Origin of the sequence: Streptomyces sp. NPDC047515 (genome assembly GCF_040643055.1) — a bacterium.
GTDB lineage: Bacteria > Actinomycetota > Actinomycetes > Streptomycetales > Streptomycetaceae > Streptomyces.
The window spans coordinates 16493-32314 of sequence record NZ_JBEYTM010000045.1; the positions used below are offsets into that span (position 1 = coordinate 16493).

Annotated in this window: 11 protein-coding genes; 5 read left to right on the top strand and 6 right to left on the bottom strand. The window is 72.4% G+C overall.

Annotated elements, in window-relative coordinates; translation table 11 throughout:
- Positions 1–21: 21 nt before the first annotated feature.
- Entirely contained in the window at positions 22–1290 is a 1269-nt protein-coding gene (locus ABZ826_RS29130; protein WP_361454611.1) for an aminotransferase class I/II-fold pyridoxal phosphate-dependent enzyme, read from the bottom strand.
- Positions 1291–1560: 270 nt separating this feature from the next.
- Here ABZ826_RS29130 and ABZ826_RS29135 point away from each other — a divergent pair, with 270 nt between their 5' ends.
- The 5 genes from ABZ826_RS29135 (at position 1561) to ABZ826_RS29155 (ending at position 8075) form a co-directional block, all read left to right on the top strand.
- Entirely contained in the window at positions 1561–2403 is an 843-nt protein-coding gene (locus tag ABZ826_RS29135; protein ID WP_361454614.1) for a nitrilase-related carbon-nitrogen hydrolase, read from the top strand.
- Entirely contained in the window at positions 2400–3683 is a 1284-nt protein-coding gene (locus ABZ826_RS29140; protein ID WP_361454617.1) for an aspartate aminotransferase family protein, read from the top strand. The genes ABZ826_RS29135 and ABZ826_RS29140 overlap by 4 nt, the downstream gene beginning before the upstream one ends.
- A 101-nt stretch (positions 3684–3784) precedes the next feature.
- A complete protein-coding gene (locus ABZ826_RS29145; RefSeq protein WP_361454620.1) occupies positions 3785–4249 on the top strand; it encodes a nuclear transport factor 2 family protein in 465 nt (154 codons plus the stop codon).
- 110 nt (positions 4250–4359) lie between these two features.
- Entirely contained in the window at positions 4360–6402 is a 2043-nt protein-coding gene (locus ABZ826_RS29150; RefSeq protein WP_361454623.1) for a hydantoinase/oxoprolinase family protein, read from the top strand.
- Positions 6399–8075 carry a hydantoinase B/oxoprolinase family protein gene (locus tag ABZ826_RS29155; RefSeq protein ID WP_361454626.1) on the top strand — a complete coding sequence of 559 codons (1677 nt, stop codon included), beginning with the start codon at positions 6399–6401 and terminating at the stop codon, positions 8073–8075. The genes ABZ826_RS29150 and ABZ826_RS29155 overlap by 4 nt, the downstream gene beginning before the upstream one ends.
- A 138-nt stretch (positions 8076–8213) precedes the next feature.
- Here the strand turns inward: ABZ826_RS29155 and ABZ826_RS29160 are convergent, their stop codons facing one another.
- From ABZ826_RS29160 to ABZ826_RS29180, 5 genes are all read right to left on the bottom strand, one after another.
- Positions 8214–9782, bottom strand: a complete 1569-nt coding sequence (locus ABZ826_RS29160; RefSeq protein ID WP_361454629.1) for a helix-turn-helix domain-containing protein — start codon at positions 9780–9782, stop codon at positions 8214–8216.
- On the bottom strand, positions 9776–10894 hold the full coding sequence (locus ABZ826_RS29165; protein WP_361454632.1) for a DUF917 domain-containing protein: 1119 nt from the start codon (positions 10892–10894) through the stop codon (positions 9776–9778). The genes ABZ826_RS29160 and ABZ826_RS29165 overlap by 7 nt, the downstream gene beginning before the upstream one ends.
- Positions 10891–12180: a hypothetical protein gene (locus ABZ826_RS29170; RefSeq protein WP_361454635.1), complete on the bottom strand. Its 1290-nt coding sequence runs from the start codon at positions 12178–12180 to the stop codon at positions 10891–10893. The genes ABZ826_RS29165 and ABZ826_RS29170 overlap by 4 nt, the downstream gene beginning before the upstream one ends.
- Positions 12181–12252: 72 nt before the next feature.
- Positions 12253–13617 carry an MFS transporter gene (locus tag ABZ826_RS29175; protein WP_361454638.1) on the bottom strand — a complete coding sequence of 455 codons (1365 nt, stop codon included), beginning with the start codon at positions 13615–13617 and terminating at the stop codon, positions 12253–12255.
- A 234-nt stretch (positions 13618–13851) separates the two neighbouring features.
- Positions 13852–15738: an alkaline phosphatase family protein gene (locus ABZ826_RS29180; RefSeq protein WP_361454641.1), complete on the bottom strand. Its 1887-nt coding sequence runs from the start codon at positions 15736–15738 to the stop codon at positions 13852–13854.
- Positions 15739–15822 lie beyond the last annotated feature (84 nt).

Sequence of the window (15822 nt, forward strand, 5' to 3'; positions counted from 1 at the left end):
GGATCGTCCGGGCGCGGTGGCTCAGCGCGCCCGCTGCTCGTACCCCACGAGACGGACGCAGACGGCGAGTCCCTCGATCGCCTGCTCCAGCTCCGCGAGGCCCGGGTAACTGGGGGCGATCCGGATGACCGCGTCGCGCGGGTCGTCACCGTACGGGTGGGTGGCGCCGGCCGGGGTCAGCACGATGCCCGCCTCGGCGGCGCGGCGGACGACCTCCTCGGCGCAGCCGTCCGGCACCTGGAGGGTCACGAAGTACCCGCCCTTGGGTGAGGTCCAGGTCGCGAGTCCCGTCCCGCCGAGCTCGGTCTCCAGGATCCGTGCCACCGCCTCGAACTTGGGCTGCAGCAGGGCCCGCTGGCGCTCCATGTGGGCCCGCACCCCGTCGGCGTCCCGCAGGAACAGGACGTGCCGCAGCTGGTTGATCTTGTCGGGGCCGATCGACCGCTTGGCGTTGTTGCCGAGCAGCCACTGCACATTCGCGGGCGACGAGCCGACGAAGGCGACGCCCGCGCCCGCCGCCGTGATCTTCGAGGTGGAGCCGAACACGAAGGCCCGGTCCGGGTTCCCGGCGCCGGTGCAGGCGGCGAGCAGATCGGCGATCTCGACGGGCTCGTCGGTGAGGTGATGTGCGGCGTAGGCGTTGTCCCAGAATATTCGGAAGTCGGGAGCCGCGGTGCTCATCGAGGCGAGACGTGCCACGGTCTCGTCGCTGTAACAGACGCCGTCCGGGTTGCTGTACTTCGGTACGCACCAGATGCCCTTGATCGCGGGGTTCTCGGCGACGAGCCGTTCCACGGCATCCATGTCCGGGCCCTCGGCCGTCATCGGCACCGGGATCATGTCGATCCCGAACCGCTCGCACAGCGCGAAGTGCCGGTCGTAGCCGGGCACCGGGCACAGGAACGTGATCCGCTCCTGCTCCACCCACCGCGACTCCGCACCCGGCAGCACGCTCAGCAGGGCGTGCACCAGGCAGTCATGCATCAGTTCGAGGCTGGAGTTCCCGGCCGCGAGCAGTTGCCCGGCCGGTACCTGAAGCACCCCGGCGAAGATCTCCCGGAGCTCGGGCAGCCCCTGCAGCCCGCCGTAGTTGCGTACGTCCGTGCCGTCGGCGGAGGTGTGCGGCCCGCCGGGCAGGCTCAGCAGGTCGTCGGAGAGATCGAGCTGTTCCGGCGCGGGCTTGCCCCGGGTGAGGTCGAGCGAGAGTCCGAGTCCCGCGAGGTCCCGGTAGTCCTGGCGGGCCCGCTCAAGGGGCTCCGTCAGGGCGGCGGGGCTCAGCTCGGTGGTCATGGTGTTTCCTCTCGCAGGTGCCGCACTGATGGGCTGGTGCCTGCCGAGAATACAAAGCGGCGCGCGGGAACAAATCGGGAGCCGGGTACCGTATCGGCCCGGCCGGTGCGGACGTGTGGCCCGCACGGGTGTGAAACATGATCGACTCCGCCGGTTCACGGCGATGGTCTTGCCCCGTTGTGTGACGGGGCCTACGTTCTCCTCTACGCACGTGTCTACGGGCGTAGAAACGCGTAGAGGCTCTCTGACGCCGCGTCGAAGGAGCAGCTCATGTCCCAAGTCGTACGCGCCGCACTCGTCCAGGCGACCTGGACCGGCGACACCGAATCCATGATCGCCAAGCACGAGGAGCATGCGCGCGAGGCCGCCCGCCGGGGCGCGAAGATCATCGGCTTCCAGGAGGTGTTCAACGCCCCCTACTTCTGTCAGGTGCAGGAACCCGAGCACTACCGCTGGGCGGAAGCCGTACCGGACGGGCCGACCGTCCTGCGGATGCGGGAACTCGCCCGCGAGACCGGCATGGTGATCGTCGTGCCGGTCTTCGAGATCGAGCAGTCCGGCTTCTACTACAACACCGCCGCGGTCATCGACGCCGACGGCTCCTACCTCGGCAAGTACCGCAAGCACCACATCCCGCAGGTCAAGGGATTCTGGGAGAAGTACTACTTCAAGCCCGGAAACGTCGGCTGGCCGGTCTTCGACACCGCCGTGGGCAGGGTTGGCGTCTATATCTGCTACGACCGTCACTTCCCGGAGGGCTGGCGTCAACTCGGTCTCAACGGAGCCCAGTTGGTGTACAACCCGTCCGCCACGTCGCGCGGTCTGTCCAGCTACCTCTGGCAGCTGGAACAGCCCGCCTCCGCCGTCGCCAACGAGTACTTCGTCGCCGCGATCAACCGCGTCGGCCAGGAGGAGTACGGCGACAACGACTTCTACGGAACCAGCTACTTCGTCGACCCGCGCGGCCAGTTCGTCGGCGAGGTCGCCAGCGACAAGGAGGAGGAACTCGTCGTCCGCGACCTCGACTTCGGCCTCATCGACGAGGTCCGGCAGCAGTGGGCGTTCTACCGGGACCGCCGACCCGACGCGTACGAAGGACTGGTGGAGCCGTGAGCAGCCTGCACCGACGCCATCTCGCCGTCAGCCCCGACTGGCTGGCGCTCTACTACAAGGACCCGCTGGAGATCACCCACGGCGAGGGCCGCCATGTCTGGGACGCCGACGGCAGGCGCTACCTCGACTTCTTCGGCGGCATCCTCACCACCATGACCGCCCACGCCCTGCCCGAGGTGACCAAGGCGGTCAGCGAACAGGCCGGACGGATCATCCACTCCTCCACGCTCTACCTCAACCGGTCGATGGTCGAGCTGGCCGAACGCGTCGCCACGCTCTCCGGCATCCCGGACGCACGGGTCTTCTTCACCACCTCCGGCACCGAGGCCAACGACACGGCTCTGCTGCTCGCCACCGCGTACCGCAGGTCGAACCAGATCCTCGCGATGCGCAACAGCTACCACGGCAGATCCTTCTCCGCCGTCTCCATCACCGGTAACGCCGCCTGGTCGCCCACGAACCTGTCGCCGCTGCAGACGCTGTACGTGCACGGCGGCGTCCGCACCCGCGGGCCCTACGCGCACCTCGGCGACGCCGAGTTCATCGCGGCCTGCGTCGCCGATCTGGAGGACCTGCTCGGCCACACCCGCGAGCCCGCCGCCCTGATCGCCGAACCCATCCAGGGCGTCGGCGGGTTCACCTCACCGCCCGACGGTCTGTACGCGGCCTTCCGCCGGGTCCTCGACCGCCACGGCCTCCTGTGGATCTCCGACGAGGTGCAGACCGGCTGGGGCCGCACCGGCGAGCACTTCTGGGGCTGGCAGGCGCACGGCGAGAACGGTCCGCCGGACATCCTCACGTTCGCCAAGGGCATCGGCAACGGCATGTCGATCGGCGGTGTCGTGGCCCGTGCCGACGTCATGAACTGCCTCGACGCCAACTCCATCTCGACGTTCGGCGGCTCGCCGGTCACCATGGCGGCCGGCCTCGCCAACCTCTCGTACCTCCTCGAACACGATCTGCAGGGCAACGCCCGCCGCGTCGGCGGACTGCTGATCGAGCGGCTGCGTGCGATCGGCGCGGCCTCGCAATGCGTACGGGAGGTACGCGGCCGGGGCCTGATGATCGGGATCGAGCTGGTCGAGCCCGGCACCGACGAGGCGAACCCGCGGGCGGCCACCGCCGTACTCGAAGCGGCCCGTGAGGGCGGTCTGCTCATCGGCAAGGGCGGCGGTCACAACACCAGCGTGCTGCGGATCGCACCGCCGCTCACGCTGACCGTCGCGGAGGCGGAGGAGGGCGCCAAGATCCTGGCCGAGGCCCTTCGATCGGTGGCATGAGCGACGGGGGTGTGGGCGACGGCCGGTACGCGGCTGTGTAGCTTGGCCGCCATCACACCCCCGCATCGCGAGCACACCCGTGTCCGCGCAGGAGCAACACCATGCCCGAGAACACCCTCCCCCTCCCGTCCACCGCCAGGCCAGGCGCATCGGCGGCCGATGCCGACGCCGTGTGGGCCGTCCTCACCGGAATGTACGAGGCGTACGACGCCGGCGACCGGGCCGGGATCGACCAGGCGCTCGATCCCGAGGCAACCGTCTGGGACTCCGCGGCCGACCCGCTGCTGCTCGGCAAGCCCGACCTCGACCGGATCCGCGACGCCCGCCCGGCTGCCGGTGCGGGACCGGAGGAGACCGGCCTCACCGCGTACGACCGCACCGTCGACGTCTTCGGCGACATCGCCGTCCTGCGCTTCTGGCTGCGCGTCGACTTCGCCCCCGCCGCGGACGGTACGCCGAGCAGCCCCGAGCTGATCCGCAACACCGTGATCCTGCACCGGGCGGGGGAGGCCTGGCGGATCGTCCACCTCCACGAGGACGTGCGTCAGCCGGGCCCCGTCGGCTGACGCCGGGCGCCGCGCACGGCCGGACTCCGTCCACCGTGCGCAGCGCACAGCCGCCCGCCGCTCCCCGTCGATAGCGTCACGCCATTCCGTTGAGAAAGCCGGGAGGCGGCATGACATACCGGGTGGCCATGGACATCGGTGGCACGTTCACCGATGTCGTCGCGTACGACGAGACGCGCGGCACCTTCGACGCGGCTAAGACCCCCACCACGCCGGGGGACCTCGCCGAGGGCGTCTTCTCCTCGCTGGGCCGGGCGGTCGACGACCCCGGCGACATCTCCTTCTTCGTCCACGGCACCACCCAGGGCCTCAACGCTCTGCTGGAACGCAAGGGTGCCCGCGTCCTGCTGCTCGCCTCGGCCGGGATGCGCGACGTCTACCGGATCGCCCGCGGCAACCGGGACCGCATGTTCGATCTGCACTACCGCAAGCCCGTGCCGCTCGTGGATCGCTACGCGACCGCCGAGGCGGGCGGCCGCTTCGACTCGCGCGGCACCGAACTGGTCCCGCTCGACGAGGACGCCGTACGGGCCGCGGCCCGTCGCGCCCGCGACGAGGACTTCGACGCCGTCGCCGTCGCACTGCTCTTCTCCTATGTCGACCCGACCCATGAACTGCGGGCCGGCGAGATCCTCGCCGAGGAGCTCGGCGACGACGTGATGATCGTGCTCTCCCACCAAGTGGCGCGCGAATGGCGCGAGTACGAGCGCACCTCGTCCGCCGTCCTGGAGGCGTACACCGGGCCGGTCGTACGCCGCTACCTCGGCCGGATCGAGGACCGCTTCGCCACTCACGGGCTGACCGTTCCGGTCCAGGTCATGCAGTCCTCCGGCGGCGTCGTCAACGCCTCCTTCGCCCGCCGCCACCCCCTCCAGACCCTGCTGTCCGGACCGGTCGGCGGCACCATGGGCGGCGTCGCGGCGTCCGCGCTGCTGGGGCGGCCCAACGCGATCTGCGTCGACATGGGCGGCACCTCGTTCGATGTGTCGCTCGTCCTCGGCGGGCGGCCCCATGTCTCCAGCGAGGGTGTCGCCGACGGCTTCCCCGTGCTCATGCCGCTCGTCGACCTGCACACGATCGGGGCGGGCGGCGGCTCCCTCGCCTACGCCGAGGCGGGCGGACTGCGCGTCGGCCCCGAATCGGCGGGAGCGGTACCCGGCCCCGCCTGCTACGGACGCGGCGGCACACAGGCCACCGTCACCGACGCCAACACCGTCCTCGGCCGCGTCGACCCCGACTGGTTCGCCGGCGGACACATGACCCTGGACACCGAAGCCGCCCACCGGGCCGTCGCGGAACTCGCGGACACCCTCGGCCTCGGCCCCGTCGAGCTGGCCGGCGGCATCTGCGACGTCGCGAACGCCAAGATGGCCCAGGCGATCCGTACGCTCACCGTCGAACACGGCCTGGAACCCCGCGAGTTCGTCCTCCTCGCCTTCGGCGGCGCCGGCCCCATGCACGCCGTGGAGATCGCCCGCGAACTCGGCATCGAGGAGGTCGTCGTACCGCGCTTCCCCGGCGCGTTCTCCGCCTGGGGCATGCTCGGCACCGAGGTCCGCCGCGACCTCACGCTCCAGTTCTTCACCCCGGGCGCCGACCTCGACGGCTTGGCCATGGCCGACGCACTCACCGCTCTGCAGGCCGAGGGCTTCGATGCCCTCGCCGAACAGGGCGTACCGGCGGACCGGCACCGTATCGAGCACGCCGTGGACATGCGGTACGAAGGCCAGGACTACACCCTGACCGTGCCGCTCTTCGGCCCGGCCGAGCCCGCCGCCGAAGGCTTCCTGGACTCGGTGGCCGATCGCTTCGCCGAACTCCACGAGCGCCGATACGGCCATGCGACCCCCGAGGCGCCCGTCGAGTTCGTCACGCTGCGCACCACCGCGCTCGGCGGACTCCCCGAACTCGCCGCCGTCCCGTACGCCGCGGCGCCGGGCGAGGCCCCGGAGACCACGGTCAAGCCGGTCGTCTTCGGTGGCGCCGCGCACGACACCGCGGTGCTGCGCCGTGAACACCTCGCCCCCGGGCAGTACATCCCCGGCCCCGCCGTCATCGTCGAGGCCACCTCCACCACCGTCGTTCCGCCGGACGCCACGGTCACCGTGGACGACAACGGATTCCTCGTCATCAAGCTCGGAGGCGTCGCATGACCAGCACGACCACGGCAGCCGTCGACCCGATCACCACGGAGATCATCCGCTGCGCGCTGCTCCAGGCCGCCGAGGACATGAACACCACCCTGATCCGGTCCTCGTACACCCCGACCATCTACGAGGCCAAGGACTGCGCCGTCGCGCTCCTGGACCGTGACCACCACGTCCTCGGCCAGTCCTCCGGCCTGCCGATCTTCCTGGGCAACCTGGAGGAGTGCACCCGCGCCACGGAGCAGATGTACGGCCGCGAGGTCTGGCGGCCCGGCGACGTATGGGTGCTCAACGACTCGTACATCGGCGGCACGCACCTCAACGACGTCACCGTCTACGCCCCGATCTTCGTCGACGACGAACTCGTCGGTTTCGCCGCCTCCCGCGCCCACTGGATCGACATGGGGTCGAAGGACCCCGGCGGTTCCATGGACTCCACGACGATCCATCAGGAGGGCCTGCGCATGGGCCCGTTGAAGATCTACGAGAACGGTGAGGCATGCACACTCGCCCATGATCTGATCTCCCGGCAGGTCCGATTCCCACACCCCACCCTCGGCGACATGCGCGCCCAGGTCGCCTGCGCCCGCACCGGGACCCGCAGGCTCGCGGAGATCGTCGGGCGATGGGGTCTGGAGACCGTGCTCGCCGCCCGTGACGCGATCTTCGCCCAGACCGAGCAACTGGAGCGCCGGGAGATCGCCGCGATCCCCGACGGTGTGTACGAGGCCACGGGGCATCTCGACAACGACGGCATCGACCTCGGCGCACCGCTGCATGTCACCGTCCGCGTCATCATCGACGGCGACCGCATGACGATGGACGTCACCGACTGCGCCGACCAGGCGACCGGGCCCGTCAACTGCGGTGCCGCGCAGACCGTCGCGGCCTGCCGGGTCGGCTACAAGCTGCTCGTCAGTGGTGAAGTACCGCTGAACGGCGGCTCGTTCAAACCGCTCGATGTACTGACCCGACCCGGTACCATGCTCGCCGCCGTCGAACCGGCCGCCTGTCAGTACTACTACTCGCACCTCGGCCTGGTCATCGACCTGGTCGTCAAGGCGCTCGCGCCGGCCGTCCCGGACCGCGCCGCCGCGGCAAGCTACGGCGACTCGATGATCGTCCAGTTCACCGGTACCGATCCGCGCAGCGGAAAGCTCTTCGTCTCCCAGGAGGCGACGGTCGGCGGCTGGGGCGCCTGGGAGACCTCCGACGGCGAGTCCTGCCTGATCAACAACGTCAACGGCTCGCTGCGCGATATGCCGGTCGAGGTGCTGGAGACCCTTTTCCCGGTGCGCGTCGAGGAGTACGCGGTGCGCCCCGACTCCGCAGGTGCCGGCCGCACACGCGGGGGCAACGGGGTGGTTCGCCAGTACCGGTTCACCACCGACCAGCAGCTCTCGCTGTGGTGGGAGCGTTCGGTCACTCCGGCCTGGGGGGTCTTCGGCGGGACGGCGGGTGCTCCGCCGCGGGTCACGCTCAACCCTGGGCGCGACGACGGGCATTCACTGCTGAAGGTCAACGCGCTGACCGTGCGCGAGGGAGATGTGCTGCGCTGCGAGAGCGGGGGCGGCGGCGGGTTCGGTCCGGCGGGGGAGCGGTGCCCCGAAGCGGTGGCCGAGGACGTGCGGCAGGGGCTGCTGACGGCGGGGCATGCGGCGGCCGTATACGGAGCCTGACGGGCGGACGCTTTTGGTCCGAACGCGCGATCGCACCGTGGAGTGGGAGTCCCCCCGGGCGGGACGCCACCGCGGCCCCCGCCCGCCTCGTCGCGTCGGCAGTCGGTGATCGTGCGGCTGCGGTGGCCGCCGAGCCGTTCAGTGCTCGCGGGCTCCGTCCCCGTTCCCGTCCCCGGACAGCAGTACCCGGCAGGCCAGATGGAGCGCCAGCCGTTGTGACGCATCATCAGAATCGAATCCCAGCGCGCGAATGCGGTCCAGTCGTGCCGCCACCGTGTTGCGGTGCACCCCGAGCACCTCGGCCGCCGCCGTCGGTGCCGCGCCCGCGTCGAGGACGACCGCCAGTGTACGCAGCAGCGTGCCGTCCCGGTCCGCCGCGAGGAGTGGAGCGAGTACCACCTCGGCCGGGCCGCGCAACAGCTCCGTCGGTACGGCGGACAGGAGTTGGGCCGCGCCCATGCGGTCCCCGCGCACCACGCTCCCGGGGTCCCCGGCGGCAGCCACTCCGGCCGCCGCGCACGCGTCGGCGAGGACCGGGCCGAGGGCGGACAACGAGGCCGCCGTGCCCGCCACTCCGCCCGCGACCGGCGCATGGGCGGCCAGCGCGGCGAGGGCGCCGGTCAGCCGCCGGGCGGCTCCGTCGAGCGGGTCCGCGCCGTCCGCCGGAGACACCGACTGCCAGGCCACCCAGCAACCCTCGTACGCGACCAGCGGTCCACCCGGTCCCGCCGCCGCCCACACCGCGCGCAGCGCGGGGCCGGGGTCCGGGCCGGTCCGGCCCGCGACCGGGCGCAGCGCGTACGCGACGAGCGGGCCACGGGCGGGCCAGCCCAGCGCCGCCGCCTCGGCGCGCATGTCCTCACCCGGCCCCGCCCCGGGCCCGTCGCCGGCCGGAGCCTCGGAGGCCGCCTCCAGCAGTCGGTGCAGCAGCGACTCGGCACGGTGGCCGGTCCGTTCGTCGTCCAGGCGGCGCACCGCGCACCACGCGGTGAGCGGAGCGACCGCGAGCCGGAGTACGTCCCGCACGGTCTCCCCCCACCCCGCGACCCGCGAGCCCGACCGGGCGACCAGAGCACCCAGCGGGCCGCTGTCGCCGTCCGGCACCTCCACCCGGACGGTCAGCGCGCCGCCCTCCGCCGAGAGCGCGGCCCGCCGGCCGGCCAGCACGTCACCGGTCGGCCCGGTGAGCGCCACCGCCGTGGACGGCAGGATCGCGTGCAGGGCGGACAGCACCCGCCCGGCGTGCGGCCCGGCGTCGGCGAGCGCGCGGGCCGCCTGCGCCACCAGCGCGGTCCGTCCGGCGTCGGGCCGGGCGACGGCGGAGGCGATCCGGACCGCCGCGTCCAGCGCGTCCTCGTCGATCACCAGCAGTGGCACCCCGAGCCGGTCGGCGAGCGCCCCCACCGAACCGGGCCGGCCCGCCGACTCGGTGACCACGACACAGGCCGCGGCATGCTCCCACGCCTTGCGCAGCGCCATCTCCACGGTCCAGCCCGCGGCGGCCACCCGGCCGGTCAGCACGACCGCCGTATGAGGTTCCAGGGTGTCGAGTGCCGCCGTACGGTCCACGATGCGCACCGACCGTACCTCGGTGTCCCGGCCGCTCGCCCCGGACATCCGGACCCCGGCGAGCCGCCCCTGCTGGACGAGTTCGGCGACGGTGAGCGCGCCCTCGCGGACCGGGCGGCCTGACGGGCGATTCACCATGGGTCCTCCTGTGTGCCCTGCGGATCGACCGCGCCCGCGCGGGCCAGCCGTCGGCCTTCGGGCGTGTGCCAGGCGGGCGCGGCGGGGATGACCACCACCTCGACCGCCACGCCCGGCACCGCCCGCTCCACATCCAGTACACGCCGGTCGGCGGAGGCCGACAGGATCAGGATCTGGTCCGGGGCAGCGGCGACCGGCGCCCCGTCCGCCAGCGCCAGCAGCACTTCGTTGTGCGCCTCCAGACGGAAGTGGCGGCCGAGCCCCTCCGTCTCGGCGACGAGCACACTCGTGGGGCGGGACGGCAGCGCGGGCCACGGGGAGGCATCCGGGGCGCCGAGCCGGCCGTACGGTTCCGGCGTCCCGTAGCCGTACTCGTCCCCCGGGTGCTCCACCGCCGTGATCCGGCCCCGGCACAGCCGCCGCGGCGACCAGGGGGCGAACAGATCGCGGGCAGCCGCCGTGCCCGCGCGGATCGCCCTGCTCACCGTGGAGGGCACCACGGAACCGGCCAGGACCTCGCCCGGCATGGGGTAGCAGACGGCCACCGCCCAGCCGCCCGCCGCCGGAACGAGCGGACGCACCAGGTCCTCCACCCGTCCGCCCGCGGATTCCACCACGACCACGTCGCCCGACCCGGTCGCCAGCGCGAGCGGTGCCGCGGCCACCCCGGCCAGCGTGAACGTCGACTGCTCCAGCAGCGGCAGCACCCGTCCGCAGCCGTCGCCGTCGACCAGCGGAAGCCCGCAGTCCGCCGCGGCAGCCACCGACAGCAGCGCGTTCTCGCCCGCCGTGTTCAGCGCGACGACCGCATCGGCGCGGGCGCCCAGCAGCCGTTCCAGGGCGCGCACCGCCCGTACCGTCTCCGCGCCCGTCGGCAACTGCTCGGCGAGCGCCGCCGACGAGCCGACCAGGGTGACGGTCACACAGAGCCGCAACCCGCTCAGCTCGCCGGGGGCCAGCAACCGCACCGGCCCGTGCGTGGCCACCGATGCCCGCGCCCAGTCCAGCGCCACCCGGAAAGCCGACTCCGCCGCGCCCGCCGCCAGCACCAGCGACCCGGCCGCCAGCCGCTCCAGCACGGCCGCGTCCACCTGGAGCGGTGGCTCGCTCATGACATCGCCCCGGCGGGTGCGCCCACGGCCCGGACCCTGATGCGATGCACCCCGCCCGGCAGATACGAGACGGGCGTATGGACCGCCCGTGCGACCCGGGCACCGCCCGGCGCCGCACCCGCCGACACGACCCGCGCCAGCGCCTGGTCGCGGGCCAGTCCGATGAGCCGGTCCAGTTCCGCCCGGCCCGGTGCGACCACCACCTGCTCCAGCTCCACCCGCGTGTCGGCGCGCGCCGCGCCGTACGCCGCCGCGCAGATCCCGTCCGTGCCGCCGCCGAAGTACGGGGCCGCCCCGCCCGCGTACAGCACCGTGCTGCCCGGCGAGCGCTCCAGCACTCCGGCCACCAGCGCGTCGACCCGGGGCCGTGCGTCGGCGGGCAGTTCCTCGCCGCCGAACGGCAGGGTGTCCAGGCGCGGCCTGCCCACATCCATCCAGAGGCCGCCGGGTCCCGGGCCCGCGTCCCCGGCCTCCAGTTCGCCGTCCGTGACGGCCGAGCAGCGGATCGCGGAACCGGCCGCGTCGACCACGACGGCCCGCTCCGCGCCTGCCCGCAGCGCGGCTCCGCGCAGCGCGCAGGCCGCGGCGGAGACGGTGGCGATCACCGGGAAGCGGCGGACGTACTCGGCGGAGACGAGACCGGCGTCGTCCCGGGCGAAGAACAGCGGGGCGGTGATGCCACGGGCGCGCAGTGCCCGTTCGGCGGTGGTGGTGAGGTGCTCGGCCCAGTGGCCGAGAGCGGCATTGGCGGCCGCGGCGTTCTCGCGCTCGCGCAGACCGGGGGAGCCGATCTCGTACGAGAGGGTGATGTGCGCACCGGGCAGGTGGCGGGCGATCACGGCGGCCGCGGTCAGTTCGGGTTCGGAGCGGGCGGGCGAACCGGCCGCGCAGAGTGCGAACGAGGTGATCGAGGCAGCCGCGGCGTCCCGGGCGAACGCCTCGACGCCGGCCCGGTCGAGCGGCGCCAGCGGCCGGCCGGTGAGCGAGGACCCGCCCGCGACCACGCGGGTCAGCCCGCCCGGGTGCGGGGACGGGCCGAGCGCGGGATGTCCGGGAGGCGAGATGCGCAGCACGGCGACGGGTGACGGAGCGCAGGGCGCGCGGTCGAGGTCGGTCGTGAGGCAGACGACCTCGACACCGTCGTACGGGGCTTTCGCGTGCGGGTCCAGCGCGTCGAGCACATCGCGCAGCGAGCGGTCGAGGGAGGCCGACGAGCCGACCACGGAGTGGGCCTGCACGGTGCCGTCGGGACCGACGAGAACGGCGACCGTCGTCGTACGCCCCACGTCCACACCTAGTCTCACCTGCGTCATCCTGCCACCAGGCGCTGGACCGCGCCCCTGTTCCAGGTCCCGGCCCTATTCCAGATCCCGCCCCTCGGTCTCCGGCAGCGGAGCGGCGAAGAGCAGCGCCACCACCAGGAAGGCCGTGATGAACAGGATCGTCGTGGAGAACCCGGTCGCCTGCGCCAGCAGGAAGCCGACCACCGAAGGGGCGAGGGACGTCGCGACCAGCTGGGCCGCGGTGGCCCAGGAGTACCCCGTACCGCGCAGCGCGGTCGGGAAGAACTCACCGTTCCAGGTGTTCCACACGCCCCAGGCACCGAGGCTGAAGAAGGAGAGCGCGAAGTTCGCGAGGTACAGCTCGGTCACCGAGCTGGAGTAGGCGAAGAGGATTCCGCTGACCGCGGCGAGCGCGACGTACGGCAGGAAGACCTTCTTGCGGCCGAAGCGTCCGGTCAGCAGTGACGCGGACACGTAGCCGGGGATCATGAACAGCGCGCTGAGGGCGACGAAGCCGAGGCTCGCCGACATGCTCAGGCCCCTGTCCTGGAGCAGTGTCGGCAGCCAGGTCTGCAGACCCCAGTAGCCCCAGTTGAAGGTGAAGTTCACGACGAGCATCAGCACCGTGATCCGCAGCAGCCTGCCGCGCAGCAGCTCCACCGGACGTCCGGCCTTCTCGGGGGCGACGACCTCGAAGCGGGCGCAGTCCGGGACGTCGGCGCCCAGCCGGCGCAGCACGGCCGCCGCCTCGTCGTGCCGGTTCTGCGCGGCCAGCCAGTACGGCGACTCGGGCACCCAGGCGCGGATCGCGAACACCCAGAGCCCCGCCAGAGCGGAGGCGATGGCCACCACATGCCAGCCGAGGCCGACCAGCAGCTGGGTGACCCCGACCGCGGCCAGCACACCGATCGGCCAGCCGATCGACAGATAGACCGCGGCCCGGCCGCGCATCCGGGACGGCAACAGCTCCAGGAAGTACGGGAAGGTCACCGTGTAGATCCCGGCCAGCGCCAGCCCGGACAGCACCCGGGTGACCAGCAGGACCGTGAAGTTCGGTGAGAAGGCGCTGGCCAGCGCGACCACCCCGTACGCGGACAGGCTCCACAGACACACCGCGCGCCGCCCGATCCGGTCCGAGACCGGACCCCAGACCAGCGCACCGGGGATCATGCCGAGCGCGACGGCGGAGAGCGCCCAGCCGATGCGGCCCGCGTCGATGGAGAAGGCGTCACCGAGATCACCGGAGACATAGACGAGAGCGAGCTGTTCCCACGACTCGATGACGAAGGCCATGAAGAGGGCCAGCGCCGCCAGGACATGGGCGCGCCCGAACGGCATGGCCTCGAAGTACGAGCCGATGGGACGCGGCCCGTGGATTCGGTCCTCGCCCGGTCGCAGGGGTTCTCCGGTTGCACCGGAACGTGCGGTTGTCGCGCTCACCGGCTGTCCTCCAGGCTTTCGTACCGACCGACTCACCACTCAGCGGGTGGAGATGGCGGCACAGTAGACAGGCCCGGGAGCGGGTACCTGTGCGCGGCGCACAGTGGCTTGCGGGGCCGCTGTGCTGTGTGCCCCGGCGGGCCGTGGAGGGCCGCACCGGCGGGAACTGCCACGGTAACCCGGGGCGGGAGCGATGCGGCCGGGCCCCGGTGACTCCGGGGCCCGGCCGGACGGTCAGCCCCGGTGGCCGGTGGGGCGGGTGAGGTCCAGGGTGCGGACCGGGTCGAGCTCGCCGTAGTACGCGAGGTGCTCGTAGCGCACCTCGGTGACGGTGAGCGCGGCCTCGGCGACGCCCCGGTCCACGGTGGCCCTGAAGCGCACCGAGCCGTCCTTCTTCGTCGTGCCGGTCAGCTTCCGCACCTTGCCCCCGGCCGTCAGCTCGGCCGTGACCTTCGCGCCCTTCACCGGCCTGCCCTGCGCGGTCCTCACCACACCGTTCGCGGTGACCTTCCAGGCGGCGTCGGAGCCGGGCCGGCCCAGCAGCTGCGTGTCGGCGTTCAGCGAGGCGACGGCGAGCTGCGACGGCGGGTTGGGCTGACCGAGGGCGACCTGGTCGACGGTCCAGAAGGCGCTGTTCGTGCCGGTGTAGCGGAAGCTCAGCCGGGCCGACTTCGCGCCCGCCGGAACGGCGAGCTCAAGGCGCTCGACGGCGTTGACATCGCTCCGGTACGACGTGACGAGCTGCGGGGCGCCACCGTCGTAGGCGACGTACACGTCGCCGGTCTGCGGACCGTCGACACGGTAGTTCGTGGCGTACGAGAGGGTCGCCCTCGCCGCCCCGTTCAGCTGGTACGCGGGGCTGACCAGAGTGGAGTCGAACTGTCCGGCGCCGTGCGCCTTGTCGTCCCACTCGTCGGAGTCGGCGACCGCGAACACGTCCCGGGCGCGGACGTTCGTCTCGCGGCCCTGGCCGCGCTCGGTGTTGCTCCAGAACTCGTCGGTGGCGAAGGCCCAGCCGCGCCACTCGGTGACGCCGCCGGCCGGCATCTTCGAGTTGTCGATGGACCAGCCCTCGGGCGCGGTGTTCGTCCACCCTTTGGTGCCGGCCGGGAGTCCGGTCTCGGCGACGGGCGTGCGGAGCGACCCGCGCAGCGCGTCGAAGGCATCCGGCTTCAGCTCGGCGAGCGCGGTGCCGTCGAGGTTCCAGGCGGGGTCGGTGGCGACGCCTTCGTGGCGCAGGACGGTGGGCGCAATATCGGTGATCTTGACGTCGTCGCGCACCGAACCGGGCGCGATGCCCTTGCCCTGGGCGATCACGAACGTACCGCGCTCCAGCGGGGTGTTGCCGCCGTGGCCGCCGGTGGGGGTGTGGCCGTGGTCGGCGGTGACGACGACGAGCCAGTCCTCGTCGGCGTACGTCGGCCGCGAGGTCACGGCGTCGAGCAGTCGGCCGACCTGGGCGTCGGCGGTGTGCAGGGCCTTGAGGTAGGCGTCACTGGCGGAGCCGGAGCTGTGGCCGGCGCCGTCGACCTCGTCGAGGTGGACGAAGGTGGAGTCGGGGTTGCCGTGCGCGAGGTAGTCGGCCGCCTTGGCGGTGGTGCCCTCGTCGTTGCCGCCCGCGATCCGAAGATCGGTCTTCGCGCCGAAGACGATCTGGGGGATCGGGCTCCAGGTGCCGACGACCAGGGTGGACGTGGCCGGGTCGGCGGTCTCCAGCCGGGTCGCGTAGTCCGGGTACTGGCCGTAGTTCGGGGCCGTGAAGTTGTTGTCCTTCACGTGGTGCTTGTCGGGCCAGACGCCTGTGGCGATGGACGACCAGCCGGCACCGGAGACGGTCGGGGCCATGGGGTTGGCGTACAGGTTGCTTCGTGCGGTCAGCCCCTTGGACATCAGCTGCTTCAGGTGCGGTACGTCGGCGCGCGAGAAGGTGTCGAAGGTGGCGCCGTCGATGCCGATGACCAGGGTCTTCGCCTGCTTGGTGCCGGACGGCAGACCGGCGTACGGGGCAGCGGCCGCGGCCTTGGACTCCTGGGCGTTTGCGGCCGTGGTGGCGAACGGCAGGGCGACGGCGGCGACGGTGGCGGCGGCCAGCACCGTACGCGCGGAGCGCGACAGGGACACGTGATCCTCCGGGATCGGTCGGTGGGCACCGGACGTCGAAGGCGTCCGGCGATGTGTCCGAGGTTCGCCGTCGGTGGTGAGCGG